At 66.8% G+C, this 24,015-nt stretch carries 27 protein-coding genes; 15 read left to right on the forward strand and 12 right to left on the reverse strand.

Going from position 1 to position 24,015, the window contains the following annotated elements; translation table 11 throughout:
• Nucleotides 1–8: 8 nt before the first annotated feature.
• A complete protein-coding gene (locus tag EWH21_RS03615) occupies nt 9–959 on the reverse strand; it encodes a GlxA family transcriptional regulator (RefSeq protein ID WP_047588230.1) in 951 nt (316 codons plus the stop codon).
• 213 nt (nt 960–1,172) lie between these two features.
• On the opposite strand from EWH21_RS03615, the gene choX reads away from it, so the two are divergent.
• The 4 genes from choX (at nt 1,173) to EWH21_RS03635 (ending at nt 4,757) form a co-directional block, all read left to right on the forward strand.
• On the forward strand, nt 1,173–2,105 hold the full coding sequence (gene choX / locus EWH21_RS03620; RefSeq protein ID WP_152487697.1) for a choline ABC transporter substrate-binding protein: 933 nt from the start codon (nt 1,173–1,175) through the stop codon (nt 2,103–2,105).
• Nucleotides 2,106–2,203: 98 nt separating this feature from the next.
• Nucleotides 2,204–3,091, forward strand: a complete 888-nt coding sequence (locus EWH21_RS03625; RefSeq protein WP_037049944.1) for a 3-keto-5-aminohexanoate cleavage protein — start codon at nt 2,204–2,206, stop codon at nt 3,089–3,091.
• Nucleotides 3,092–3,196: 105 nt separating this feature from the next.
• Nucleotides 3,197–4,168, forward strand: coding sequence for an L-carnitine dehydrogenase (locus EWH21_RS03630; RefSeq protein ID WP_277699805.1), 972 nt, complete (start codon nt 3,197–3,199; stop codon nt 4,166–4,168).
• A gap of 112 nt (nt 4,169–4,280) precedes the next feature.
• Nucleotides 4,281–4,757 (forward strand): thioesterase family protein, encoded by a 477-nt coding sequence (locus tag EWH21_RS03635; protein ID WP_037049939.1) that lies wholly within the window; start codon nt 4,281–4,283, stop codon nt 4,755–4,757.
• 7 nt (nt 4,758–4,764) lie between these two features.
• On the opposite strand, the gene EWH21_RS03640 is transcribed toward EWH21_RS03635, so the two are convergent.
• Nucleotides 4,765–5,160, reverse strand: a complete 396-nt coding sequence (locus EWH21_RS03640) for a YkgJ family cysteine cluster protein (RefSeq protein WP_047588238.1) — start codon at nt 5,158–5,160, stop codon at nt 4,765–4,767.
• Between the two features lie 309 nt (nt 5,161–5,469).
• Between EWH21_RS03640 and EWH21_RS03645 the strand changes: the two genes are divergently transcribed.
• The 7 genes from EWH21_RS03645 (at nt 5,470) to EWH21_RS03675 (ending at nt 14,876) form a co-directional block, all read left to right on the forward strand.
• Complete coding sequence (locus EWH21_RS03645; RefSeq protein ID WP_277699806.1) at nt 5,470–9,105, forward strand: DUF2339 domain-containing protein; 3,636 nt, start codon at nt 5,470–5,472, stop codon at nt 9,103–9,105.
• Complete coding sequence (locus EWH21_RS03650) at nt 9,102–10,445, forward strand: DUF3999 domain-containing protein (RefSeq protein ID WP_277699807.1); 1,344 nt, start codon at nt 9,102–9,104, stop codon at nt 10,443–10,445. Before EWH21_RS03645 ends, EWH21_RS03650 begins: the two co-directional genes overlap by 4 nt.
• A 194-nt stretch (nt 10,446–10,639) precedes the next feature.
• Nucleotides 10,640–12,310, forward strand: coding sequence for a histidine kinase N-terminal 7TM domain-containing protein (locus EWH21_RS03655; RefSeq protein ID WP_277700590.1), 1,671 nt, complete (start codon nt 10,640–10,642; stop codon nt 12,308–12,310).
• A 62-nt stretch (nt 12,311–12,372) separates the two neighbouring features.
• A complete protein-coding gene (locus EWH21_RS03660) occupies nt 12,373–13,380 on the forward strand; it encodes a class 1 fructose-bisphosphatase (protein ID WP_037049929.1) in 1,008 nt (335 codons plus the stop codon).
• A 3-nt stretch (nt 13,381–13,383) separates the two neighbouring features.
• Nucleotides 13,384–13,998: a DUF924 family protein gene (locus tag EWH21_RS03665; protein ID WP_277699808.1), complete on the forward strand. Its 615-nt coding sequence runs from the start codon at nt 13,384–13,386 to the stop codon at nt 13,996–13,998.
• Between the two features lie 71 nt (nt 13,999–14,069).
• On the forward strand, nt 14,070–14,321 hold the full coding sequence (locus EWH21_RS03670) for a lipoprotein (RefSeq protein ID WP_047590086.1): 252 nt from the start codon (nt 14,070–14,072) through the stop codon (nt 14,319–14,321).
• Nucleotides 14,322–14,333: 12 nt separating this feature from the next.
• Nucleotides 14,334–14,876 carry a lipocalin family protein gene (locus tag EWH21_RS03675; protein WP_277699809.1) on the forward strand — a complete coding sequence of 181 codons (543 nt, stop codon included), beginning with the start codon at nt 14,334–14,336 and terminating at the stop codon, nt 14,874–14,876.
• Between the two features lie 37 nt (nt 14,877–14,913).
• On the opposite strand, the gene EWH21_RS03680 is transcribed toward EWH21_RS03675, so the two are convergent.
• On the reverse strand, nt 14,914–15,351 hold the full coding sequence (locus EWH21_RS03680) for a hypothetical protein (RefSeq protein ID WP_037049920.1): 438 nt from the start codon (nt 15,349–15,351) through the stop codon (nt 14,914–14,916).
• A gap of 186 nt (nt 15,352–15,537) precedes the next feature.
• On the opposite strand from EWH21_RS03680, the gene pip reads away from it, so the two are divergent.
• Genes pip through EWH21_RS03695 form a run of 3 tightly spaced genes read left to right on the forward strand, consistent with a single transcriptional unit; the run spans nt 15,538 to nt 17,528 of the window.
• A complete protein-coding gene (gene pip, locus EWH21_RS03685) occupies nt 15,538–16,509 on the forward strand; it encodes a prolyl aminopeptidase (protein WP_037049918.1) in 972 nt (323 codons plus the stop codon).
• Nucleotides 16,506–16,943 carry a D-aminoacyl-tRNA deacylase gene (gene dtd / locus EWH21_RS03690; RefSeq protein WP_277699810.1) on the forward strand — a complete coding sequence of 146 codons (438 nt, stop codon included), beginning with the start codon at nt 16,506–16,508 and terminating at the stop codon, nt 16,941–16,943. Before pip ends, dtd begins: the two co-directional genes overlap by 4 nt.
• Nucleotides 16,944–16,979: 36 nt before the next feature.
• Entirely contained in the window at nt 16,980–17,528 is a 549-nt protein-coding gene (locus EWH21_RS03695) for an RDD family protein (RefSeq protein ID WP_179553245.1), read from the forward strand.
• A gap of 60 nt (nt 17,529–17,588) precedes the next feature.
• Here the strand turns inward: EWH21_RS03695 and EWH21_RS03700 are convergent, their stop codons facing one another.
• The 9 genes from EWH21_RS03700 to ubiE all read right to left on the reverse strand — a co-directional run bounded on the left by EWH21_RS03700 (nt 17,589) and on the right by ubiE (nt 23,457).
• Nucleotides 17,589–18,299: a 16S rRNA (uracil(1498)-N(3))-methyltransferase gene (locus tag EWH21_RS03700; RefSeq protein ID WP_277699811.1), complete on the reverse strand. Its 711-nt coding sequence runs from the start codon at nt 18,297–18,299 to the stop codon at nt 17,589–17,591.
• Nucleotides 18,296–19,090: a twin-arginine translocase subunit TatC gene (gene tatC / locus EWH21_RS03705; RefSeq protein WP_037049910.1), complete on the reverse strand. Its 795-nt coding sequence runs from the start codon at nt 19,088–19,090 to the stop codon at nt 18,296–18,298. The genes EWH21_RS03700 and tatC overlap by 4 nt, the downstream gene beginning before the upstream one ends.
• On the reverse strand, nt 19,087–19,428 hold the full coding sequence (gene tatB / locus EWH21_RS03710) for a Sec-independent protein translocase protein TatB (protein ID WP_037049907.1): 342 nt from the start codon (nt 19,426–19,428) through the stop codon (nt 19,087–19,089). Before tatB ends, tatC begins: the two co-directional genes overlap by 4 nt.
• A gap of 3 nt (nt 19,429–19,431) precedes the next feature.
• Nucleotides 19,432–19,665: a twin-arginine translocase TatA/TatE family subunit gene (tatA, locus tag EWH21_RS03715; protein WP_037049905.1), complete on the reverse strand. Its 234-nt coding sequence runs from the start codon at nt 19,663–19,665 to the stop codon at nt 19,432–19,434.
• A 30-nt stretch (nt 19,666–19,695) separates the two neighbouring features.
• Nucleotides 19,696–20,028, reverse strand: coding sequence for a phosphoribosyl-ATP diphosphatase (locus EWH21_RS03720; RefSeq protein ID WP_037049903.1), 333 nt, complete (start codon nt 20,026–20,028; stop codon nt 19,696–19,698).
• Complete coding sequence (gene hisI, locus EWH21_RS03725) at nt 20,021–20,419, reverse strand: phosphoribosyl-AMP cyclohydrolase (RefSeq protein ID WP_037049899.1); 399 nt, start codon at nt 20,417–20,419, stop codon at nt 20,021–20,023. The genes EWH21_RS03720 and hisI overlap by 8 nt, the downstream gene beginning before the upstream one ends.
• Before the next feature lie 70 nt (nt 20,420–20,489).
• Entirely contained in the window at nt 20,490–22,073 is a 1,584-nt protein-coding gene (gene ubiB, locus EWH21_RS03730) for a ubiquinone biosynthesis regulatory protein kinase UbiB (protein WP_134676124.1), read from the reverse strand.
• Nucleotides 22,070–22,687, reverse strand: a complete 618-nt coding sequence (locus EWH21_RS03735) for an SCP2 sterol-binding domain-containing protein (RefSeq protein WP_037049893.1) — start codon at nt 22,685–22,687, stop codon at nt 22,070–22,072. The genes ubiB and EWH21_RS03735 overlap by 4 nt, the downstream gene beginning before the upstream one ends.
• A complete protein-coding gene (gene ubiE / locus EWH21_RS03740; RefSeq protein WP_047587328.1) occupies nt 22,687–23,457 on the reverse strand; it encodes a bifunctional demethylmenaquinone methyltransferase/2-methoxy-6-polyprenyl-1,4-benzoquinol methylase UbiE in 771 nt (256 codons plus the stop codon). The genes EWH21_RS03735 and ubiE overlap by 1 nt, the downstream gene beginning before the upstream one ends.
• 147 nt (nt 23,458–23,604) lie before the next feature.
• Between ubiE and EWH21_RS03745 the strand changes: the two genes are divergently transcribed.
• The gene (locus EWH21_RS03745) at nt 23,605–23,880 is read left to right on the forward strand and encodes a polyhydroxyalkanoic acid system family protein (RefSeq protein WP_037049889.1); all 276 of its coding nucleotides are present in this window, start codon (nt 23,605–23,607) and stop codon (nt 23,878–23,880) included.
• Nucleotides 23,881–24,015: the final 135 nt, after the last annotated feature.

The raw sequence follows: 24,015 nt of genomic DNA on the forward strand, positions 1-24,015 counted from the left end.
TACTCCGCTCAGGCGTGGGACGGGTGCTCGTGCCGGTCCCTGCTTGGCGTGCTGCCGAAGTGCGCCTTGTAGCTGCGGGAGAAGTAGCTCGACGACTCGAAACCGCAGGCCAGGCTCACCTCGAGCACGCTGAGGTCGCTCTGGCGCAGCAGCTGGCGCGCCTTGTCCAGGCGCAGGCCGAGATAGAACGCCGACGGCGTGGTCGCCAGGTGATGGCGGAACAGGCGCTCCAGCTGGCGCACGCTGACGCCGACGCGCTCGGCCAGCACCTCGCCGCTCAACGGCTGCTCGCTGTGGCGCTCCATCTCGCCGATGACGCGGATCAGCTTGCGGTTGTGCAGGCCATAGCGGCTGGCCACCTGCATGCGCTGGTGGTCCAGGCGCGTGCGGATGCGGCTGACCACGAACTGCTCGGAAACCTGCACCGCCAGGGCCTCGCCATGGTCCTGGGCGATCAGCCCGAGCATCAGGTCGAGGCTGCTGGTGCCGCCGGCACTGGTGATGCGCCGGCCGTCGATCTCGAACAGCTCCTGGGTCACCTGCAGCGCCGGATAGCGCTCGCGGAAGGCGTCGATGGCTTCCCAGTGCAGGGTCAGGCGCTGCTGCTGGAACAGCCCGGCCTCGGCCAGCACGAAACTGCCGGTGTCGATGCCGCCAAGCACCTTGAGCTCCGTTTCGCAGCGTTGCAGCCAGTGCGTCAGGCGACTGTCGTGGTGGGCCAGCGGGTCGAAACCGGCGACCACGAACAGCGCCTCGGTCGCCTCCACCAGTTCCAGTGCACCGTCGACATTCAGCGACATGCCGTTGCTCGCCGCCACGGCGGCGCCGTCGCGGCTGAGCAGGTGCCAGCGATACAGGTCGCCGCGAAAGCGGTTGGCCACGCGCAATGGCTCGATCGCCGACATCAGGCCCATCATGGAAAAGCCGGGCAGGAGCAGGAAGCAGAAGGTCTGGGTCATCGTCGCTCCGCGCGTCTGCGCCAGGGAAGCAGGCGCAGATGTCGCATGAAACAGGTCGTCATAGGTCAAGTAATAGTCGGATAAGTTCGAATATTCTGCCAGTGGCCGGCGTAAGGTGGTGTCATCGGGAGACGAGATCCCCGAGCACGGTGGGGGCCACGAGCCTCTAGAAGAACGAAATAGAACCGCTGTGACACGATGAGGAGCACCCAGATGAAAGGTCTTACCGCGCTGGCCGCGTGCTGCACCCTGAGCCTGTTCAGTACCTCCCTGCTGGCCGATGACGCCAGCTGCAAGAACGTTCGCCTCGGCGCCGTCGGCTGGACCGACGTGGTCGCCACCACCGCAGTCGCCAGCGAGCTGCTGAAAGGGCTCGGCTACGAGACCAAGCAGACCCAGGCATCGCAACAGATCATCTTCGCCGGTATCCAGAAGGGCCAGGTCGACGCCTTCCTCGGCTACTGGAAGCCGATCATGGACGACAACATCAAGCCGTTCCTCGATGCCGGCGCGGTCAAGGTCGCCGCCGAGCCGTCGCTGAGCGATGCCGTGGCAGTGCTCGCGGTACCCAGCTACACCGCCGACAAGGGCCTCAGGACCCTGGCCGACATCGCCAGGTTCAAGGACGAGCTGGACGGCAAGATCTACGGTATCGAAGCCGGCTCCGGGGCCAACACCGCGATCCAGAAGATGATCGATGCCAACCAGTTCGGCCTGGGCGGCTTCAAGCTCGTCGAGTCCAGCGAGGCGGGCATGCTCGCGGCGGTCGGTCGCGCGGCGAAGAACCAGAAACCGGTGGTGTTCTTCGGCTGGAAACCCCATCCGATGAACCTGTCGATGAAGATCTCCTACCTGAGCGGCACCGACGATGTGTTCGGCCCCAACGATGGCGCCGCCACCGTCTCCACCGTGACTGCGCCGGACTACGCCGAGCGCTGCCCGAATGCCAATCGCCTGCTGACCAGCCTGCGCTTCACCAGCGACCAGGAGGCCGCGCTGATGCAGCCGATCATGGAGCGCAAGGCGCCGGAGCAGGTCGCGCGTGACTGGATCAAGGCCAACCCGCAGGTGGTCGACGCCTGGCTCGTCGGGGTCACCACGCTCGACGGCAAGCCGGCCAACGCCGCCCTGGTCGCCGGCAACTGAGCCCCTGGCGCCGGCCTGTGGCCGGCGCCCATCCCCATTTCTCCAACGCATGCGGCCATGCCGCAGGCACCCTCATGCCCTGCACAGGACAGCTCAAGATGAACTACGAGGTTATCGTCACCTGCGCGGTGACCGGCGCTGGCGACACCGTCGGCAAGCACCCGGCGATACCGGTCACCCCCAAGGAAATCGCTGCCGCTGCCATCGAAGCGGCCAAGGCCGGCGCCACCGTCGCCCACTGCCACGTGCGCGATCCGCAGACCGGCAAGCCCAGCCGTGACGTGGCGCTGTACCGCGAGGTGGTCGAGCGCATCCGCGACAGCGACACCGATGTGATCATCAACCTCACCGCCGGCATGGGCGGCGATCTGGAGATCGGCGCGGGCGAGCAGCCGCTCGAGTTCGGCGCCGGTACCGATCTGGTCGGGCCCATCGAACGCCTGGCGCACGTCGAGGCGCTGCTGCCGGAAATCTGCACGCTGGACTGCGGCACGCTGAACTTCGGCGACGGCGACTTCATCTACGTCTCCACCCCGGCGCAACTGCGTGCCGGCGCCAGGCGCATCACCGAGCTGGGGGTCAAGGCCGAGCTGGAGATCTTCGACACCGGGCACCTGTGGTTCGCCAGGCAGATGCTCAAGGAGGGGCTGCTGGAAGACCCGCTGATCCAGTTGTGCCTGGGCATTCCCTGGGGTGCGCCGGCCGACACCACCAGCATGAAGGCCATGGTCGACAACCTGCCGCCCGGCATCACCTGGGCCGGCTTCGGCATCGGCCGCATGCAGATGCCCATGGTCGCCCAGGCCATGCTGCTGGGTGGCCACGTACGCGTGGGGCTGGAGGACAACATCTGGCTCGATCGCGGCGTGCATGCCAGCAATGGTCAGCTGGTCGAGCGCGCCATCGAGATCATCGAACGCCTTGGCGGCCGTGCCCTGACCCCGGCCGAGGGCCGCGAGAAGATGAAACTCAAGCGGCGTGGCTGACGCGCCACGTCGTCCGGGGCGCTTGCGAGCGCCCCTCACCCTGAACCAGGGCCGAGAAAACCTTTGCCATCCCCCGGATTGCATCCGGGCTACCGGAGTTCAAGCATGACCTTCGTTACCGAGATCAAGACTTTCGCCGCCCTCGGCACCGGTGTGATCGGTGCCGGCTGGATCGCCCGCGCCCTGGCCCATGGCCTCGACGTGATCGCCTGGGACCCGGCCCCGGGCGCCGAGCAGGCGCTGCGCACGCGCCTGGCCAACGCCTGGCCCGCACTGCAGAAGCAGAAGCAGAGGCTGGCGCCCGGCGCCTCGCTGGAGCGGCTGCGTTTCGTCGAGAGCATCGAGCAATGCGTGGCCAACGCCGACTTCATCCAGGAAAGTGCGCCCGAGCGCCTGGAACTCAAGTGCGAGCTGCACGCGAAGATCAGCGCCGCCGCGCGCCCCGACGTGCTGATCGGCTCCAGCACCTCGGGCCTGCTGCCCAGCGAGTTCTATGCCGATGCCGTGCGCCCCGAGCGTTGCCTGGTCGGCCACCCGTTCAATCCGGTCTATCTGCTGCCGCTGGTGGAGGTGGTCGGTGGCGCGAAAACCGCAGCGGAGGCCGTGCAGGCCGCGATCCAGGTCTATGCATCGCTGGGCATGCGCCCCTTGCACGTGCGCAAGGAGGTGCCGGGCTTCATCGCCGACCGCCTGCTCGAGGCGCTGTGGCGCGAGTCGCTGCACCTGGTCAACGACGGTGTGGCCACCACGGGCGAGATCGATGACGCGATCCGTTTCGGCGCCGGCCTGCGCTGGTCGTTCATGGGCTCCTTCCTCACCTACACCCTGGCCGGCGGGCCGGCCGGCATGCGCCACTTCATGGCCCAGTTCGGCCCGGCGCTGAAGCTGCCCTGGACCTACCTGGAAGCGCCGGAGCTGACCGAGGGGCTGATCGATGCGGTAGTCGAAGGGACGGCCGCGCAACAGGGCGAGCGCAGCCTGGATGCACTGGAACGCTACCGCGACGACTGCCTGCTGGCGGTACTCGAGGCGATCCGCCAGACCAAGGCCAAGCACGGCTTCGATTTCGCCGAGTAGCCGAGTCCGTTCTGCGCAGGGCAACCCTGCGCTACGCTATCCAACCCCTCCGCCCACCCTTCTCCTGCCTGCGGGAGAAGGGCCGGGGGGATGCATCCGGAGCCACATCGACATGTGCAACGCAGCCCTGACCACCTACCGCACGCGCATCCACGCCGACTGGGTCGACTACAACGGCCATCTGCGCGATGCCTTCTACCTGCTGATCTTCAGTCATGCCACCGATGCGCTGATGGATGCGCTGGGGCTGGACGAGGCCGGTCGTGCCCGTACCGGCCACACCCTGTATACCCTGGAGTGCCATCTCAACTTCCTGGCGGAAGTGAAGGGCGGCGAAGCGGTGGAAGTGCGCACGCAGTTGCTCGCCCACGACGCCAAGCGCCTGCATATCCATCACGCGCTGTATCGCCCGGCAGAGGCCGACAGCCTGGCGGAAAGCGAACAGATGCTGATGAACATCGACAGCGTAGCCGGCCGTTCGGCGCCATTCGATGCCCAGGTGGCCGAGCAGGTGCAGCGCCTGGCGGCAGACCACCACGAGCTGGCAACGCCGGCCTGCGTCGGGCGGGTCATCGGCCTGCGCCGCTGACGGCGCTCTACTTCGGCTTGTACGCGCAATAGCCCGGTCGTGGGCCGACCCTGGGATGGTGGCGGCAGGTGTCCGGGCGTTTCTCGTAGACGCTGCACAGGCGTGTCTTGCGGTCCAGGAACAGGCAGTCGTTGTTGGACATGCGCGTCAGGGTGAAGATGCCCGACTTCTGGTTGAAGCGCTCGATGGTGCCGTCCTTCTGCAGGCGCTTGGCGATGTTCTTGATCGGCTCGCTGCGTTCGAACTCATCCACCAGCTCCAGGCGGATCAGGTCGTTCAGGCGTACCTCCACGGGCAGGGTGCAGCAACTGGACATGCAGCTGTGGCACATGTCGGCGCTGTATTTGGCCCAGGTTTCCAGGCGGTCGATTTCTGCGGCGGCTATCAGGCGGGGCTTGATCATGGTTGGCTAGGGGCGGTCTGCGCCGCATCGGTCACGGGGCGGCGATGATAGCGGGCGCGGTGAATTTGTGAACCACCGGTCGGCGGCGGATTTTCCTTGTGCCTGTGATGGAGGTGGCAATCGTCTCTCTGGGTGTTGGACGGCGCGACTCCTATACTGGCGGGCGACTCTGAAAAACGGCCTGCGTGGTCAGCGCTGCGTTGGCAACAAGCTGACTACCTTGCCGAGGTTTTCGGAGGCACCCTGTGGCCACCTCGGGCTGCCAGCAGGGACGCGAGGCGACTTTCTCATCGGAACGGGACATGCTGCATGCAATGGATTTTCATGCTGGTCGGGTTGGTGCTCGGCACGGGCGCCAGCGAATCGCTAACCGGGGCACTGCTGGGCGGGCTGATCGGCCTGAGCCTGGGCCAGGCGCTGCGCCTGCAGGGGCTCGAGAAGCGTAACGCGCAGCTGGCGGCGCAGCTCAAGGATTTCGCCGAGCGTTTCGAGCGCGGCACGCGGGCCATGCACGAGCGCCTGGTCAAGGTCGAGCAGGGCGGGGCTGTCGAGCCGGAAGCGGCTCCCGTGGCGGCGGAACCTGTCGTCAGCGCGCCCCCCACACCAGAACCGCAACCCAGGACGGCGGAGGCGCCTCGGCCAGAGCCCGAGCCAGAGCCAGAGCCAGAGCCCGAGCTGGACTGGACGCTGGACCCGCTTCCGGAAGTCGCCCCCCAGCAACCGGCGCCACAGCCTGTGGCAGCTGCCGCGTCGCTCGCGCATGAACCGACGCCTGCCCCGCAGCAAGGTCCCTGGCGCGAACAGGCACCACGCGAGCCCAGCCTGATCGAGCGCGGCATCGCTGCGGCGAAGGCCTGGCTGTTCGGCGGCAATACCGTGCTGCGGGTCGGTGTGGTCCTGCTGTTCCTCGGCCTCGCCTTCCTCCTGCGCTACGCCACCGAAGGTGTCGAGGTGCCGGTGGAGCTGCGCTACATGGGCGTGGCCGCCAGTGCCCTGGCGCTGCTGGGCCTGGGCTGGTGGCTGCGGCTGCGCAACCGCAGCTATGCCCTGGTGCTGCAGGGCACCGGCATCGCCGTGCTGTACCTGACGGTGTTCGCTGCCATGCGCCTGCATCCCTTGCTCGACCCGGGCATGGCGCTGGGCCTGCTGGTGGCGGTGACGCTGTTCTCGGCCATCCTCGCCGTGCAGCAGAATGCCCTGGGCCTGGCGGCGGCCGCCGCACTCGGCGGCTTTGCTGCGCCAATCCTCACCTCCACCGGCAGCGGCAACCATGTTGCGCTGTTCTCCTACTTCGCCCTGCTCAATGCCGGCATCTTCGCCATCGCCTGGTTCAAGGCCTGGCGCCTGCTCAACCTGATCGGCTTCGTCGGCACCTTCGGCATCGGCTTCGCCTGGGGGCTGCGTTCCTACGAGCCGCAGCTGCTGTGGAGCACCGAGCCGTTCCTGGTGCTGTTCTTCCTGATGTACGTGGCCATCGGCCTGCTCTTCGCCCGCCGCACCCTGCGTGACGCGGCGGATGCCCCTGAGGCGCGTGGCGAACTGCTGCGCTGGTCGCTGCAGCGCGGCGACTATGTCGATGCCACCACCCTGTTCGGTCCACCGCTGGTCGGCTTCGGCCTGCAGGTAGCGCTGGTGCGCCACATCGAATTCGCCGCCGCGTTCAGTGCGCTCGGCCTGGGCCTGTTCTACCTGCTGCTGGCGCGTGTGCTGCAGCTGCGCGCCGGCGGACGTGCCCTGCTGCTGGTGGAAACCTGCCTGGCCCTGGGCGTGGTGTTCGCCAGCCTGGCCATCCCACTGGCCCTCGACGCCAGCTGGACAGCCGCTGCCTGGGCCGTGGAGGGTGCCGGGATCTACTGGCTGGGCCTGCGGCAGCAGCGGCCACTGGCGCGTGGCTTCGCCCTGTTGCTGCAGGTGGGTGCCGCCCTGGCGTTCGCCACAGGCCTGGAAGCGGGCGACTCCAGCCTGCTCGACGGCTCGGCGCTGGGCGCGCTGATGCTCGGCGTGGCGCTGTCGTTCAGCTACTGGCAACTGCGCCAGGCGCCGCAGGCTGCCAGCCCCTGGGAGGTGCGTCTGCAGCCCTGGCTGGGGCTGGCGGGGCTGGCCTTCCTCTGCCTGATCGCGCCGCTGACCTTCGCGGCCCCCGGCACGGCCATCGCCTGGGCGCTGGCCGGTCTGGTCACCCTGTTCATCGGCCTGCGTCTGGCCGCGCCCGTTTTCGTCTACGCCGCCTTCGCCATCCAGCTGCTTGGCGGGCTGCTGTTCCTCGGCCAGATGGCGCTGGAGTCGCTGCAAGGGCGGGGCGGCTTCAACGCCGGCTGGTTCGGCCTGCTGGCGGCCTCGGTGGTCGGCTTCGGTCTGATCGCGGGCATGCTGCTGGCGGCGCGCGACCCGCTGATCCGTGACAACCGTCGCCAGCTTGCGGCCTTGTCCTGGGTGATGCTGGTGGGCCTGGTGTTCATCAACCTGGCGGTGCTGTTCGTGCTGCCCTGGGTGGCCGCTGCGGCGGTATGGGGAGCCAGCGGGCTGCTGACTCTGTGGCTGGCGCTCTACCTGCAGCAGCGTGCGGCCTTCTGGTTCAGCCTGGTGCTGCAGCTGTTCGCTGGCCTGGCCTTCCTGGCAGCCGGGCCGCTGCTGCTGTCGGGAATCAGTGGTGTCGGTCTGTCGCCACTGGCGCATACCGGCTTCTGGACACCTGCGGTGCTCGGCCTGGCTGCGCAGATCGGCGCCTGGCGTCTGCATGCGCTGCTGCGCAGTGGGCGGGACAGCGGGATCGATGGCGTCAGCGTGCAGCGTCTGGGGCAGCTGCTGCTGACCTGGGGCGCCGCCTGGTGGGCGCTGGCGCTCGCCAGCGAGGTGCTGCGTTTCGTCGCGGCGGAGCTGCAGGTCGGCGTGCTGCTGGTGCTGCTGGCGCTGAACATGGCGCTGTATGCCTGGCTGGCGACCCGCAACCGCTGGGTCGAGCTGGCCCTGCTCGATGGCCTGCTGGTCCCGCTGGCCGGCATGCTGCTGCTGTATGCCTGGCACCCGTTCTATCACCCTGCGGCGCAGTGGGGCTGGCTCGGCTGGGGCCTGGTGTTCGCTGCTCACCTGTGGTCGCTGCGGCGCCTGGCCGGGCTGCTGCCGGCCACGGCGGCCAGTGTCGCCCACGTGCTCGGCTGCTGGCTGTTGCTCGGCGTGCTGGCGCTGGAACTGCGCTACCTGCTGCTGAGTCTGGCCGATCACTACAACGCCTGGCGTTGGCTGGGCTGGGCGCTGCTGCCGACGGCCTATCTCTGGGCCATGGCGCAGGCACGTCGGCTGCCCTGGCCGGTGGCTGGCTTCGAACGTGAATACCGCCTGTGGGCGGCTGCGCCCCTGGCCGTGTTGATGCTCGGCTGGTTCTGGCTGGCCAATGCCAACAGTGCAGGCGACAGCGACCCGCTGCCGTACCTGCCGCTGCTCAATCCGCTGGAGATAGGCCTGCTGCTGTGCCTGGGCGCGTTGTTCGTCTGGGGGCGTGCCGCGCTGCCGCGCCTGGGCCTGGAACCGGGGCGTGCGCTGCAGCTGTTGCAGGTCGTGGTCGGCGTGTCGCTGTTCGCCCTGTTCACCCTGATGGTAATGCGCAGCGCCCATCACTGGGGCGGCGTGCCCTGGCACAGTGCAGCGCTGTTCGAATCGATGCTGGTGCAGGCCGGGCTGTCCATCGTCTGGACCCTGATCGCCCTGGCGCTGATGCTGTTCGGGCACCTGCGTGCACGCCGCGAGCTGTGGCTGGTCGGGGCGGCGCTGATCGCCCTGGTGGTGGCCAAGCTGTTCTTCGTCGAGCTGGGCAATCGCGGCGGGCTGGAACGTATCGTGTCCTTCATCGGCGTGGGCGTGCTGCTGCTGGTGGTGGGCTATTTCGCCCCGCTGCCGCCGCGTCAGGCCGAGCGCGACGCACCCAACGAACAGGAGTCTGGCGCATGAAGATGACCGGTCTTGGCCTGCTGCTGGCCCTGTCCATGGCGACTGTCGCGCAGGCTGGAGAGCAGCTGCGCGACTTTCATGAAACCGCCGACCTGCAGCTGTCAGGCGCGGGCCCCTGGTATCGCCTGGAGCTGCCCTTCGCCGCGCACCTTGCCGCTAGCCATGCTGACCTGCGTGATCTGCGGGTGTTCGATGCCAATGGCCAGGCGCAGGCCTATGCGCTGATTCCTGCCAGCAGCGAACGGGTGGACCAGGAGCAGGAACATGGCGTGCGCTGGTTCCCGCTGCGTGGTCCCGCCGATACGCAGGATGTGCCGGCGTTGCGCGTGGAGCGCAGCACCAGCGGCACCTTGATCGAGCTGAGCGATGCCGCCCCGGCCGACGCCGGCCTGCAACTGCGCGGCTGGTTGCTCGATGCCAGTGCCATCGAGGCGCCACTGGTGCGCCTGACCCTGGACTGGAGCGGTGCCGAGGAGGGGTTCCAGCGCTTCAGCATCGAAGCCAGTGACGACCTGCAGCACTGGCGCCGCTGGGGCGACGGACAACTGGCCCGCCTGAGCTTCGCCGACGAGCGTATCGAACAGCGCCAGGTCGAGTTGCCAGGGCAGCGTGCCCGCTACCTGCGCCTGCTCTGGCAGAGCCCGCTGCCGGCCCCGCAACTGCAGAGCGTGACGCTGCGCAGTCGCCGCCAGGACCAGCAGCCGGCGCCGCTGGTGTGGTCCGAGCCCCTGGCGGCCCGCGCGAGCGGCGATGGGCGCTTCCAGTGGCAGCTGCCACTGACGTTGCCGTTGCAGCGCCTGCGCGTCGCCCTGGAGCAGGACAACACGCTGGCCCCCGTGCGCTTCGAGTCACGCACCGGCGACCAGGGAGGCTGGCAGCCGCTGGCCAATGCCGTGCTCTATCGCCTCCCCGAGGGCGGGCGCGAGGTGCTCAACGATGAGCTGAGCTTGCCGGGCTGGCCGCTGCGTCAGCTGCGCATGCAGCTGGACCCGCGTGGCGGCGGCCTTGGCCAGGACAGCGTGGCCATCCAGGTGGCGCTGCGTGCCACGCGGCTGGTGTTTCTGGCTCGTGGCGAGCCGCCCTACGTGCTCGCACTGGGCAATGCGCATGCGCAGTCGGCGGCGCTGCCGTTGCACACCCTGATCCCCGGTTACCAGGCAGAGCGCCTGAGCCGTCTCGGTCGGGCGGAGCTGGCTGAACCGCTGCTCGCCGCTGCCACGGGCCAGGTCGAATCGCGATCCGACTGGCAGCGTTGGGGACTCTGGGCTGTACTGCTACTGGGAGTTGGGTTGCTCGCTGCGATGGCGGCGAGCCTGTTGCGCGGCCAGCCGAAGGCCTGACAGGCTGCGGAGGGCGAACAAAGCGCTGCTGCGGCAGGGCTTTTGCAGTATCTTAGCTGCCTTGCGCCAATCCAGCATTTGAGGTCAGGAAGGCCCTTGCGTATTTCGATTCGCGTCATTGCCCGTTCGTTCTGTGTCGGTGCCGCCGTGTTCGACCCGTTTGCCTGTCCCCCGCATGCAAGGAGGGACAGGTGATTCAGGCGTGCGTGGCTTCCGGCTGGAGCCTGTCGCCGCCGGTGTTGCTGACCCTGCTGGTGTGCTTCGGGGTCGTGATGCTGGCGCACTGGGTCACGCGTCAGCGCGACTTTCCCGGACGCGACAGCTTCATCCTGCTGCACCTGGCGAGCCTCTGGTGGATGGGGGCCGCGGCACTGGAGATGAGCTTTCTCGGTGCCGATTGCAAGATGTTCTGGGCCAGCATGGCCTGGCCGGGCATCGTTTCCACGCCGACCTTCTGGGCGGTGTTCCTCTGGCAGTACGTCAACAGCATGCGTGCACCGCTGCCGCGCAAGGGCATTCTCGGTCTCAGCGTGGTGCCACTGCTGGTCTGGGGCCTGGCGCTGAGCAACCCCTGGCATGGCCTGTTCTATGGCGCGGGCAGTGCGCCGATCGACGACAGCCTGGGTGCCCCCGTGCGTTATGAGCATGGCCCGCTGTTCTACGCCGCCGCGGTGTACGTCTACCTGTTCATGGCCTTCTGCATGGGCGTGGTGACGCGCGCGGCGGCGCTCAGCCAGGGGCTGCACCGCCGCCATTATCTGGCCTTCGTGCTGGTCACGGCGGTGCCCTGGGTGGCCAACGTCGGCTACGTGGGGTTCGGCTGGACACTGTTCGGCTTCGACCCGACGCCGTTCAGCTTCGCCTTCACCCTCGTCGCCTTCTCATGGCTGATCGTGGGCGTGCGTCTGTTCGACCTGTTGCCAGTGGCCAGGCATCTGCTGCTCGAAGCCCTGCTCGATCCGGTGCTGGTGGTCGACCCCAGCCGGCGGGTGATCGAGGCCAACCCGGCGGCGCTGAAGCTGGCCGGGCTGCAGCAGGGCTGGCAGGGGCGTGAGCTGAAGCAATGGCCGGTGTTCGGTGCGGACCTGCAGGCGCTGTTGCTCGAGCACGCCGGTGAGCACGACCGGCCGCTGACCCTGACCAGCGCGGCGCGCTACTACGAAGTGCGTCTGCGCGCCATCGAGCGTGCCACCCGCCATGGTCCGGCACTGCTCGGCCACATGATCTACGTGCGCGACGTCACCCAGCGTCACCTGAGCGAGCTGAAGCTGGCCGAGGCGCTGGCGTTGAGCGAAGAGCGTCTGCGCACCATCTCCAGCCTGCACGAGCAACTGCGCGAGCAGGCGCTCTGCGACCCGTTGACCGGGCTGTACAACCGCCGCTACCTGGACGAATTCTTCGAGCGCGAGCTGGCCAGGGTCCAGCGCGAGAACCTGCCGCTGGCGGTAGCCCTGATCGATCTCGATCACTTCAAGCGCCTCAACGACGAGTGCGGACACCTGGTCGGTGACGATGTGCTCAAGGCCGTCGCCCAACACCTGCTGGACAACCTGCGCAGCACCGACGCGGTGTTTCGCATCGGTGGCGAGGAGTTCCTGCTGATCCTGCCCGGCGCCGATCCTGATGAGGCGAGCGCGCGCCTGCAGAGCATCTGCTCGCAACTGGCGGCGCGCGAGATCGCCACACGCGGTGGCGACCAGCGCGTGACCCTGTCCGCCGGCCTGGCGTACTGGCCCCAGCAGGGGCAGGCGCTCGACGAGCTGCTGCACGCCGCCGATGCGGCGCTCTACCAGGCCAAACGCACGGGGCGTAACCGTGTCTGCAGCCTGGATGAGAGTGCCCGAGTCAGCCATCCATCCCGCTAGGCAGCATTACGCGGCGACTCGGGTTAAACTGCGCGCGATTTTTTTCCTTTCCGGAGTCGTCCATGTCCCGCGTCACCCTCAGCCGCTACCTGATCGAACAGACTCGCAGCCACAACACCCCGGCCGACCTGCGTTTTCTCATCGAGGTCGTGGCCCGGGCCTGCAAGGAGATCAGCCACCAGGTATCCAAGGGCGCCCTCGGCGGTGTGCTCGGCAGTCTGGGTTCGGAGAACGTGCAGGGCGAGGTGCAGAAGAAGCTCGACGTGATCTCCAACGAGATCCTGCTCGAGGCCAACGAGTGGGGCGGTCACCTGGCCGGCATGGCCTCCGAGGAAATGGACAACGCCTACCAGATTCCGGGCAAGTACCCGAAAGGCGCCTACCTGCTGGTGTTCGACCCGCTGGACGGTTCCAGCAACATCGACGTCAACGTCTCGGTCGGCACCATCTTCTCCGTGCTGCGCTGCCCGGACCGCCAGGGCGAAACCGGTGACCTGGGCGAAGAGGCCTTCCTCCAGCCCGGCACCCAGCAGGTTGCTGCCGGTTATGCGATCTACGGCCCGCAGACCATGCTGATGCTGACCCTCGGCGACGGCGTGAAAGGCTTCACCCTGGATCGCGAACTGGGCAGCTTCGTGCTCACCCACGATGACATCAAGGTGCCGGAGTCGACCAAGGAATTCGCTATCAACATGTCCAACCAGCGCCACTGGGAAGCGCCGGTGCAGCGCTACGTCGGCGAACTGCTGGCTGGCGAGACCGGCCCGCTGGGGCGCAACTACAACATGCGCTGGATCGCCTCGATGGTGGCCGACGTGCATCGCATCCTCACCCGCGGCGGCGTGTTCATGTACCCGCGCGATGCCCGCGAGCCGGAAAAGCCGGGCAAGCTGCGCCTGATGTACGAAGCCAACCCGATGTCGATGATCATCGAGCAGGCCGGTGGTGCCGCCACCAATGGCCAGCAGCGAATCCTCGAGATCGAACCGGAGTCCCTGCACCAGCGTGTCGCGGTCTTCCTCGGTTCCAAGGAAGAAGTGCTGCGCATCACGGCCTACCACCGGGGTTGATCGGTGCAGCCCTGGCAGCCGCTGCTCGACTGGTGGTTCGCTGCGGACGAACTCGGTTCGTCCGCCAGCGCCCGTGCCGTGTCGGCGGCGCGCCACGGCCTGTGGTTCGGCAAGCGCGAGAGTCAGGACCGCGAAGCCGAGCAGCGTTTCGCTGCGCAGGTCGAGCAGGCCCTGGCCGGTGAACTGCCGGGCTGGAGCAGCGACCCGCAGGGCTGGTTGGCCCAGCTGATCCTGCTCGACCAGCTGCCACGCATGATCTTCCGCGACACGCCGCGTGCCTTCGCCGGCGATCCCCTGGCGCGTCCTCTGTTGCAGGACGGTCTGGCGCGCGGTCTGGACCGGGCGTTGACGCCGATCCAGCGGGTCTTCGCCTACCTGATCTTCGAGCATGCCGAGGACCTGCCGTTGCAGGAGCGTGCCGTCGAGCTGTTCCGTGGCCTGCTGGACGAGGCCGCGGCGGACGACCGGGCGCAGTTCGCCAGCTTCCTCGACTTCGCCGAGCGTCACCAGCAGGTGATTGCCCGCTTCGCTCGCTTTCCCCATCGCAATGCCATTCTCGGGCGTGTCTCCACGGCCGAAGAAGAGGCCTTCCTGCGGGAACCTGGCTCGCGTTTCTGAACTCCAAGCGGGCAAGTCGTCGCCGGCTATGCCAAGCTTGCTGGCATCTTCCCATCAGGAGTGTCACCCCCATGAAGATGCGTTTCCTTGCCCTGTTCGCCTGCGGCCTGTTGGCGGCCTGTAGCAAGGTCAACCAGGACAACTATTCCAAGCTCGAGGCCGGCATGAGCAAGGCCGAGGTCGAGAGCCTGCTCGGAGCACCGGGCGAGTGCGCCGGCGCGCTGGGCATGACCAGTTGCACCTGGGGCGACGACAAGGCCTATATCAGCGTCCAGTACGCCGGGGACAAGGTCATGCTGTTCTCCGGCAAGGGACTCAAATAGACAGGAGCCTCCATGCGTTCGATCCTACTCGCCAGTGCCCTTCTCGCCCTCGTCGGTTGTGCCAACTCCGGCACTGGCAACATCCCCAAGCCGGAGCCGGAAACCGTCCAGGTCGATTTGCAGCGCTACCAGGGCACCTGGTACGAGCTGGCTCGTCTGCCGATGTTCTTCCAGCGCAACTGCGTGCAGTCCGAAGCCCACTATGGCTTGCGCGACGACGGGCGCATCGATGTGACCAATCGCTGTCGCGATGACGACGGCGAGTGGATTGAAGCCAGGGGCATCGCCGAACCCCTGGCCGAAGGGCGCACCGACAAGCTCTGGGTCAGCTTCGACAACTGGGCCAGCAAGCTGCTGCCGATCAAGGGCGAGTACTGGGTGCTGTACCACGACGAGGACTACCGCGTGGCGCTGGTCGGGCATCCGCAGCACAAGTACCTGTGGCTACTCTCACGTACCCCCGAGGTCGATCAGGAAACGCGTGACAAGCTGCTTTCGGTCGCCCGCGAGCAGGGCTACACCACCGGCGAGCTGATCTGGCGCAAGACCGATTGATGTACCGTGGCGTGGCCCGACGCGTGCGGGTCGTGCCTCACTCCCAGTCCAGGCGGGCCAGCTTCCACTCGTCGCCTTCGCGCCACCACTCCAGTTTCACCGAGTAGTGCCGTGCGGCGTCGGGGATCAGGCCTTCGGCGCCACTCACGCCGACCTGCGCCTCGCTGTAGCCCTTGCTGGGGATTGCCGGGTCGATCCAGCTGGTTTCGCCGAGGGCGATCACCTTGACGTTCTTGTGGCGCAGGAACAGCAGGGCCATGGTGCGCCTGGCCCAGTCGCGGTCGAACTCCTGGCGGGCCTTGAAATCGGCATGCAGCTGTTCCAGAACCGCGTTGCTGCGCTTGCCTTCGATGTTGTCCTGCAGCGCCTGCACGGCGGCTTCCAGCGCCGCCTGTGGGTCGTCCTTGGCGCCGCAGGCACCCAGCATCAGTGCGGCAAACAGCAGCAACGGTGCGAGTAGAAATCTTGCTGACATGCTGAACTCCCTTTTCATGGTTATGATGCCGGGCAGAGTGCGATACGGTAGTCGCAGCCCGCCAGCCTAGAGCCTGTTCACGATCTGCTGCGCGGCGCCCAGGCGGCGTTGAAAATCACCCAGGTGGTTTTCGCGAGCGTCCGCCCCTGGTGCGCCATTCGCAAGCGGATTTCAAGGAGCCCAACGATGCAGACTTTGTACCCGGAGATCAAACCCTACGCCCGCCACGAGCTGGCGGTCGAGCCACCGCACGTGCTGTATGTCGACGAGAGCGGCTCGGCGGACGGGTTGCCGGTACTGTTCATCCATGGCGGCCCGGGCGCCGGCTGCGATGCCGCCAGCCGTCGCTATTTCGATCCGAACCTGTACCGCATCGTTACCTTCGACCAGCGCGGCTGCGGGCGCTCCACGCCCTACGCGAGCCTGGAGAACAACACCACCCAGGCGCTGGTCGCCGATATCGAGCGCATCCGCGAACACCTGGGCGTCGACAAGTTCGTGCTGTTCGGCGGCTCCTGGGGTTCGAGCCTGGCGCTGGCCTACGCTCAGGCGCATCCGCAGCGCGTGCATGGCCTGATCCTGCGCGGCATCTTCCTCTGTCGCCCGCAGGAGTTTCACTGGTTCTACCAGGAAGGTGCCAGCCGCCTGTTCCCCGATTACTGGGAAGACTACATTGCGCCGATTCCGCCGCAGGAGCGCGGCGATCTGATGGGCGCCTTCTACAAGCGGCTGACGGGGAGCGACCAGATCGCCCAGATGCACGCGGCCAAGGCCTGGTCGACCTGGGAAGGGCGCACCGCCACGTTGCGTCCCAACCCGCAGGTGGTCGACCGCTTCAGCGAGGCGCATCGCGCGTTGTCCATCGCCCGTATCGAGTGCCACTACTTCGTCAACGACGCCTTTCTCGAGCCCGATCAGCTGCTCCGCGACATGCCCAGGATCGCCCACCTGCCGGGCATCATCGTGCATGGCCGCTACGACGCGATCTGTCCCCTGGACAACGCCTGGGCGCTGCACCAGGCCTGGCCCAACAGTGAGCTGCAGATCATCCGTGATGCCGGCCACTCGGCAGCCGAGCCGGGCATCACCGATGCGCTGGTGCGTGCTGCCGAGGAGATGGCCCGGCGCCTGCTCGACCTGCCCCCGGAGGACGCATGAAGCTGCTGATCCAGCGCGTCAGCGCGGCGCGGGTAGAGGTCGAAGGCGAGGTGGTGGGTAGCATCGACCAGGGCTTGCTGGCACTGGTCGGCATCGAGCCGCACGATGACCAGGCCAGCGTCGGCCGTGCCTTGCACAAGCTGCTGGGCTATCGCGTCTTCAGCGACGAGGCCGGCAAGATGAACCTCTCGCTGAAGGATATCGGCGGTGGCCTGCTGCTGGTCTCGCAGTTCACCCTGGCGGCCGATACCAGGAGCGGCATGCGTCCCAGCTTCTCCAGCGCCGCACCACCTTCGCAGGGGGCTGCCCTGTTCGACATGCTGGTCGAGCGCGCTCGCAGCGAGCATGGGCTGGTCGCCACCGGGCGCTTCGGTGCCAACATGCAGGTGCATCTGGTCAACGATGGGCCGGTGACCTTTCTCCTCGAAATCTGAGTATGTAGGACGTCACCCAAACGGAGTGGGGTGGAAATGGACGATCGTCGTATCAATCTCTTTACCTATGAGCACCATGGCTCAGGCGAGCATTACCAACTAGTCGGCATGCTCGACCGTGGGGCCGGGGCCCTGCTGGATTTCCTGCTGGTGACGATAGTGACTGTCGCCGGTATTTTTGGTGCAGCCCTGCTGATGCGCTTCAATGCCGACACCGGTGGTCTGCTTGCCCTGTTCAGCAAGGTCTCGCTAGTGTTGCTGGGGCCGGTTTACTTCTTGTTCTGCTGGTATCGCTGGGGCAAGACGCCGGGAATGCGGGCAGTGCATGCCGAGCTGGTGGACCGCCGCACGCTGGAACGGCCAGTGTGGTGGCGGCTGGTCCTGCGCTACCTGGTCTTCGTTGCTCTGGTTGCTGTGCTGGGTGGGTACACCATCCCACTGCTGGCTATCTGGATGAGTGTGGACAAGCGCAAGCAGGGGGTGCATGACCGCCTCGCAGGCACCTTGGTCATTCTGAGGGTGCCGCTGAAGCCCGAGGTAGAAAGTACCGACGTGGCGGATGATGCGCTGGGCCCAGTTACCTGAGGCGCACTGTGGCTATGGTGCAAGACCTTGCGTGTTGCGGCTTGCAGAGCGGATGACGCCTCAGAACAACCTGGCCAGCAACACCGGCACGGCGGTTTCCACCCGCAGAATGCGCTCACCCAGCTGCACCGGGTGCAGGCCGGCGGCCTGTTGCAGCAGATCGACCTCGTAGGGAATCCAGCCACCTTCCGGGCCGATGGCCAGGGTCACCGGGCCGTCGACCGCGCGCGGGCAGGCCGGATAGTCGCCGGGGTGCCCGATCAGGCCGAGCGTACTGGCGGCCAGTGCCGGCAGGCGATCCTCGACGAAGGGCTTGAAGCGCTTTTCGATGCTGACATCGGGCAGCACGGTGTCGCGCGCCTGCTCCAGGCCGAGGATCAGTTGTTCGCGCAGCGCGTCGGGCTGCAGGAACGGCGTCTGCCAGAAGCTCTTCTCCACCCGGTAGCTGTTGACCAGCACCAGGCGCGGCACGCCCATGGCGCTGACGGTCTGCAGCACGCGCTTGAGCATCTTTGGGCGGGGCAGGGCGAGGACCAGGGTCAGGGGGAGCTTGGCCGGTGGCGGCTGGTCGAGACAGACCTGCAGCTCGGCCTGTTCGGCATCCAGGCTGAGCAGCTGACCTTCGCCCATCAGGCCGCCGAGACGGCCGACGCGCAGGCGGTCACCCGCTTCGGCACGATGCACCTCGTGCAGGTGCTTGAGGCGCCGGCCACTGAGGCGAACACGATCGACACCGACGAAGTCGGCGTCTTCCAGCAGCAGAAGGTTCACGGTTGTGGCGCGGGGGGCTGGTCTTCCGGCTCGGCTTGTTCGTCGCTCTGCTCGTCGTCGCGTTTGCGGCGGACCAGTGCGCCGGCCAGCAGGCCGCTCTCGAACAGCAGCCACATGGGCAAGGCCAGCAGCGTCTGCGAGAAGACGTCAGGAGGCGTCAGCACCATGCCGATCACGAAGCAGCCGACCACCACGTAGGGGCGGCTCTTGCGCAGGGTGGCGACGTCCACCAGGCCGACCCAGATCACCAGGAAGGTGGCGATGGGGATCTCGAAGGCCACGCCAAAGGCGAAGAACAGGGTGAGGACGAAGTCCAGGTACTGACCGATGTCGGTCATCATCGCCACGCCTTCCGGGGTCACGCTGGCGAAGAAGCCGAACATGATCGGGAACACCACGAAGTAGGCGAAGGCCATCCCGGCGTAGAACAGGAAGATGCTCGAGATCAGCAGCGGCACCGCGATGCGCCGCTCGTGGGTGTACAGCCCCGGCGCGATGAAGCCCCAGGCCTGGTGCAGGATCACCGGCATGCCGAGGAACAGCGCGCACATCAGGGTCAGCTTGAAGGGCGTGAGGAAGGGCGAGGCGACGCCGGTGGCGATCATCGTCGCCCCGGCCGGCAGGTAGGCGCGCAGTGGCGCCGCCACCAGCGCGTAGATGTCCTGGGCGAAGTAGAACAGGCCGGCGAAGATCAACAGGATGATCACCACGCAGCGCAGCAGACGCGTGCGCAGTTCGGTCAGGTGCGAGACCAGGGGCATTTCCTGATCTTCTTCCGGCTTTCTGCTCATGGTTGGGGATTCTTGTCCTGAACGCTCGGAGCAGCGTCGCTGCTCGGTTCTGCACGTTGCTCTGTGGCAGGCTGGCCGGTGCCCGTACCGAGGATGTCCTGCTTCATCGCCTTCATCTCACGCTCGAGCTCGAGAATCCGCTCGTTGTGCAGTTGGCGACGGATCTCGTCGGCGCCGATCTCGCGCTCGACCTCGGCCTTGATCGAGTTGAAGCTGCGCTTGATTCGGCCGATCCACAGGCCGGCCGTGCGCACGGCCCCGGGCAGGCGCTCGGGACCGAGCACGACCAGGGCGACCAGGCCGACCAGCAGCAGTTCGGTGAAGCCAATGTCGAACATGGCTCAGTCTTTCTTCGCTGGCTCTTCGACCTTGCGTGCCTGGGCGTCGATGGTCTGCCCCTTGCCGTCTTCCACGGCCGGCTTGTCGGCGTCGCTGTTGTCCATCGATTTGCGGAAGCCCTTGATCGCGTCACCGAGGTCGGAGCCGAGATTCTTCAGGCGCTTTGTGCCGAACAGCATGACGACGATGAGCAGGACGATCAGGAGTTGCCAGATGCTGATACCACCGAATCCCATGATGTGTTCTCCGTTGTAGTAGTTGTCAGGTCATTGTGGCGAGCGTGCGGCTTTTTCCGCATGCCCGGACAGGCCGAAACGGCGGTCGAGTTCGTCCAGCACGGCCTGCGGATGCTGCCCGAGGGCGGCGAGCATGACCAGGCTGTGGAACCACAGATCGGCGGTTTCGTAGATGAGGTCCTTGCAGTCGCCACTGGCAGCGGCGTCCTTGGCGGCGAGGATGGTTTCCACCGACTCCTCGCCGACCTTTTCCAGAATCTTGTTCAGGCCCTTGTGATAGAGGCTGGCGACGTAGGAGCTGTCGGGGGCTGCGCCCTTGCGCGCTTCCAGTACTTCGGCCAGGCGGGTCAGGGTGTCACTCATGGCTGTGTCCTGCATAGATGGCGTGCGGGTCTTTCAGCACGGCGTCGACGGTCTTCCAGCCGCCATTCTCATAGACGCGATAGAAGCAGCTCTCGCGCCCGGTGTGGCAGGCGATGCCGCCCAGCTGCTCGACCATCAGCACGATGACGTCGGCGTCGCAGTCGAGGCGCAGCTCATGCAGCTTCTGCACGTGGCCGGATTCTTCGCCCTTGCGCCACAGCTTGCCACGCGAGCGTGACCAGTAGATGGCGCGCTGCTCGCTGACGGTGAGGGCGAGGGATTCGCGGTTCATCCAGGCCATCATCAGGATACGGCCGGTCTTGTGATCCTGGGCGATGGCCGGCACCAGGCCGTCTTCGTTCCAGTGGATTTCGTCGAGCCAATCGTTCATCGGTGTTCCAAGTCTGCCGGGCCTCGCGGCCCGTGAATTCGCCAAGTGTGCCAGTGCGACGGCCAACTGGCTATCGGCGCAACACCAGATACAGCCCGCCACCGACCATCAGCCAGGCTGGCCAGGTAGCCAGCAGTGGCGCCAGCCCCTGCATGGCGCCGGCACCGATCAGGGCGGCGCCCAGCAGACGCAGCGGCCAGTGGTCGCCGCTGCGGGGCTGCTCCGCCTGTTGCGGTTGCTGCAGGCGCTCCAGCGTGTCGCGGGCGATCTGCGACAGGTGCGGCACCTGCTCGGCCTGCTGCTGCAGGTTGCGCAACAGATGCAGCGGGCTGACACGCTCACGCATCCAGCGCTCGAGGAACGGCTGCGCGGTGCTCCACAGGTCGAGGTCGGGGTACAGCTGGCGGCCCAGGCCTTCGATGTTGAGCAGGGTCTTCTGCAGGAGAACGAGCTGCGGCTGCACTTCCATGTTGAAGCGCCGCGCGGTCTGGAACAGGCGCAGCAGCAGCTGGCCGAAGGAGATGTCCTTCAGCGGCTTCTCGAAGATCGGCTCGCATACGGTGCGGATCGCCGCTTCGAATTCGTTGACCTTGGTATCGGCGGGCACCCAGCCCGAGTCGATGTGCAGCTGTGCGACCTTGCGGTAGTCGCGCTTGAAGAAGGCGATCAGGTTGCGCGCCAGGTAGTCCTGATCCTCGTCGGTGAGGCTGCCGATGATGCCGCAGTCGATGGCAATGTACTGCGGGCTCCACGGCGTGCGCGTGCTGACGAAGATGTTGCCGGGGTGCATGTCGGCGTGGAAGAAGCTGTCGCGGAACACCTGGGTGAAGAAAATCTCCACGCCGCGCTCGGCCAGCAGCTTCATGTCGGTACGCTGGTCGGCCAGGGTCGCCAGGTCGGTGACCGGGATGCCGTAGATGCGCTCCATCACCAGCACCTGGTGGCGGCACAGGTCCCAGTACACCTGTGGCACGTAGAGCAGCGGCGAGCCTTCGAAGTTGCGCCGCAGCTGGCTGGCGTTGGCGGCCTCGCGCAGCAGGTCGAGCTCGTCGAAGATGGTCTTCTCGTAGTCGCTGACCACCTCGACCGGGCGCAGGCGACGGGCATCGGCCGAAGCCTTTTCGGCGATGCGGGCAATGAGGAACAGCCAGGCCAGGTCCTGGCGGATGATCGGCTTGAGGCCGGGGCGCACGACCTTGACCACCACTTCCTCGCCGCTTTTCAGCTGTGCAGCGTGCACCTGGGCCACCGAGGCCGAGGCCAGCGGCTGGCTGTCGAAGCGGGCGAACACTTCGTTCACCGGGGCGCCGAGCTGGCGCTCGATCAGGGCGATGGCCTGATCCTCGGGGAAGGGTGGGACCTGATCCTGCAGGCGTGCCAGCTCATCGGCGATGTCCGGCGGCAGCAGGTCGCGGCGGGTGGACAGCAGCTGGCCGAACTTGATGAAAATCGGCCCCAGGTCTTCCAGTGCCAGGCGCAGGCGGGCGCCGCGTGACAGGTCCAGTGGCTTGCGAGGCAGCCAGCGCCAGGGCAGCAGCCAGGACAGTGCGCGCAGCCAGATGGGCAGCGGCAACTCGAGGAGCATCTCGTCCAGCTGGTAGCGGACGACGACACGCTGGATACGGAACAGGCGGCGAACGGCAAGCAGCTTCATGCGTCGGGCTTATGGGCAGAAGTGAGGCGCTCGATGCGTGCTTCCAGGCGGTCGAGGGCGAGTTTCAGTCGGTCCAGTTCGGCGAAGCGCACATCGGCTTCGCGCTGTCCGACCAGGGTGCGTGATTCTTCGGCCAGGTAGTCGGCCAGGTCCTGCCTGAGGCTGGCGGCACCGTTGCTGGCCAGGTTCACCCGGCTGCGCAGGTGGCTGGCGAGCAGGGTGGTGGCCACCGGGCCGAGCCAGCGCGAGACTTCGTATTCCCAGTCCAGCTCCAGGTCCTGGAGAATCTCGGCCAGTTGCAGCAGCGCGGCGCTGTCGCCGTCGAGGGACACGTCCGGGCGATGCAGCACGGCGGTCTTGTCGCGGCTCAGGGCCAGGCGCGCCAGGCTGGCGGCCGGCGCGGTGAGGGTGCAGTCGGCCGGGGCGTGCCACTGCGCGGCCAGTCGCAGGCCGTCGCCGCTGGGCAGGATGAACAGCTCCAGCGTCGGGCTCTGGCACTGCACGGCGATGACCTTGCCGCTGAGCGCCTGCAGGCGCGGCAAGGCCGTACCGTCGAGGCGCAGAACACGATTGAGGCCGGCTTCGACGCTGGCCAGCAAGCCGGTTATCAGCATCAGGGCTTGATGCCGCGATGCAGGGCGACGATGCCGCCGGTCATGTTGTGGTAGGTGACGCGTTCGAAACCGGCGTCGACCATCATCGCCTTGAGGGTTTCCTGATCCGGGTGCATGCGGATCGACTCGGCGAGGTAGCGGTAGCTGTCGGCATCGTTGGTGATCAGCTTGCCGGCCAGCGGCATGAAGCTGAACGAGTAGGTGTCATAGGCCTTGGCCAGCAGCGGGTTGCCGGGCTTGGAGAACTCCAGCACCAGCAGGCGGCCGCCGGGCTTGAGCACGCGCAGCATGGAGCGCAGGGCCTCATCCTTGTGGGTGACGTTGCGCAGGCCGAAGGCGATGGTGACCACATCGAAGTGGTTGTCGGGGAACGGCAGCTTCTCGGCATCGGCCTGAACGAACTGCACGTTGCCGGCCACGCCCTTGTCCAGCAGGCGGTCGCGACCGACCTTGAGCATGGAGTCGTTGATGTCGGCCAGGACCACTTCGCCGGTCGGCCCGACGATGCTGGAGAACTTGCGGGTCAGGTCACCAGTGCCGCCTGCGATATCCAGCACGCGGTTGCCCGGGCGGACACCGGACAGCTCGATGGTGAAGCGCTTCCACAGGCGATGCAGGCCGCCGGACAGCACGTCGTTCATCAGGTCGTACTTGGCCGCCACCGAGTGGAAGACTTCGGCCACCTTGTCCGCCTTCTGGCTTTCCGGCACGTCCTGGAAACCGAAGTGGGTGGTGGGTTCCTGCTCCTGGGCCTTGCGTGGATCGCTCATGTCGCTCTCACCGGGTAGAAAACCGCACCATTCTAAAGCTGCGTGCGGTCTTTGTCTTGCCTGGGTGCCCCACCGTGCGGTGGGCTGGTAGAGTGACGCGACCTCATGCCGCAGCCTTGCGGCGCGCTGTCAGTTCAAGGAGTTGTCATGTCCCGTATTCGTGTCGAACGATCCCATTCTCTCGGTCGTGAGGGGGCCCGCGAAAAAGCCGAGCGCCTGGCCGAACGCCTGGCCAGCGAGTACGACGTGCGCTACCGCTGGAACGGCGACACCCTGGAGTTCAAGCGCAGCGGCGCCGATGGCAGCATCGCGGTCGGTGAAGACACCGTGCGCGTGGAACTCAAGCTCGGCCTGCTGCTCTCGCCCATGGGCAGCATGATCCAGCGCGAGATCGAGCAGGTGCTGGACAAATCCCTGGCGTAGAAGCAGCTTCAAGCGGCAAGCCACAAGCTTCAAGTCAGCGCGTAGGGTGGATGGCGCTGTTTCCATCCACCAGACCGGTGGATCGGTGGCGCGTGATCCTTCCGGCCCGCTGCAGCCGCTCCTAGTATGCGATTT

It is taken from the genome of Pseudomonas sp. REST10, from assembly GCF_029542605.1.
Lineage (GTDB): Bacteria > Pseudomonadota > Gammaproteobacteria > Pseudomonadales > Pseudomonadaceae > Aquipseudomonas > Aquipseudomonas khazarica.

Coding starts and splice junctions, on each gene's coding strand:
- EWH21_RS03615 (WP_047588230.1), bottom strand. CDS start 959: ATGACCCAGACCTTCTGCTTCCTGCTCCTGCCCGGCTTTTCCATGATG.
- choX (WP_152487697.1), top strand. CDS start 1,173: ATGAAAGGTCTTACCGCGCTGGCCGCGTGCTGCACCCTGAGCCTGTTC.
- EWH21_RS03625 (WP_037049944.1), top strand. CDS start 2,204: ATGAACTACGAGGTTATCGTCACCTGCGCGGTGACCGGCGCTGGCGAC.
- EWH21_RS03630 (WP_277699805.1), top strand. CDS start 3,197: ATGACCTTCGTTACCGAGATCAAGACTTTCGCCGCCCTCGGCACCGGT.
- EWH21_RS03635 (WP_037049939.1), top strand. CDS start 4,281: ATGTGCAACGCAGCCCTGACCACCTACCGCACGCGCATCCACGCCGAC.
- EWH21_RS03640 (WP_047588238.1), bottom strand. CDS start 5,160: ATGATCAAGCCCCGCCTGATAGCCGCCGCAGAAATCGACCGCCTGGAA.
- EWH21_RS03645 (WP_277699806.1), top strand. CDS start 5,470: ATGCAATGGATTTTCATGCTGGTCGGGTTGGTGCTCGGCACGGGCGCC.
- EWH21_RS03650 (WP_277699807.1), top strand. CDS start 9,102: ATGAAGATGACCGGTCTTGGCCTGCTGCTGGCCCTGTCCATGGCGACT.
- EWH21_RS03660 (WP_037049929.1), top strand. CDS start 12,373: ATGTCCCGCGTCACCCTCAGCCGCTACCTGATCGAACAGACTCGCAGC.
- EWH21_RS03670 (WP_047590086.1), top strand. CDS start 14,070: ATGAAGATGCGTTTCCTTGCCCTGTTCGCCTGCGGCCTGTTGGCGGCC.
- EWH21_RS03675 (WP_277699809.1), top strand. CDS start 14,334: ATGCGTTCGATCCTACTCGCCAGTGCCCTTCTCGCCCTCGTCGGTTGT.
- EWH21_RS03680 (WP_037049920.1), bottom strand. CDS start 15,351: ATGTCAGCAAGATTTCTACTCGCACCGTTGCTGCTGTTTGCCGCACTG.
- pip (WP_037049918.1), top strand. CDS start 15,538: ATGCAGACTTTGTACCCGGAGATCAAACCCTACGCCCGCCACGAGCTG.
- dtd (WP_277699810.1), top strand. CDS start 16,506: ATGAAGCTGCTGATCCAGCGCGTCAGCGCGGCGCGGGTAGAGGTCGAA.
- EWH21_RS03695 (WP_179553245.1), top strand. CDS start 16,980: ATGGACGATCGTCGTATCAATCTCTTTACCTATGAGCACCATGGCTCA.
- tatC (WP_037049910.1), bottom strand. CDS start 19,090: ATGAGCAGAAAGCCGGAAGAAGATCAGGAAATGCCCCTGGTCTCGCAC.
- tatB (WP_037049907.1), bottom strand. CDS start 19,428: ATGTTCGACATTGGCTTCACCGAACTGCTGCTGGTCGGCCTGGTCGCC.
- tatA (WP_037049905.1), bottom strand. CDS start 19,665: ATGGGATTCGGTGGTATCAGCATCTGGCAACTCCTGATCGTCCTGCTC.
- EWH21_RS03720 (WP_037049903.1), bottom strand. CDS start 20,028: ATGAGTGACACCCTGACCCGCCTGGCCGAAGTACTGGAAGCGCGCAAG.
- hisI (WP_037049899.1), bottom strand. CDS start 20,419: ATGAACGATTGGCTCGACGAAATCCACTGGAACGAAGACGGCCTGGTG.
- ubiB (WP_134676124.1), bottom strand. CDS start 22,073: ATGAAGCTGCTTGCCGTTCGCCGCCTGTTCCGTATCCAGCGTGTCGTC.
- EWH21_RS03735 (WP_037049893.1), bottom strand. CDS start 22,687: ATGCTGATAACCGGCTTGCTGGCCAGCGTCGAAGCCGGCCTCAATCGT.
- ubiE (WP_047587328.1), bottom strand. CDS start 23,457: ATGAGCGATCCACGCAAGGCCCAGGAGCAGGAACCCACCACCCACTTC.
- EWH21_RS03745 (WP_037049889.1), top strand. CDS start 23,605: ATGTCCCGTATTCGTGTCGAACGATCCCATTCTCTCGGTCGTGAGGGG.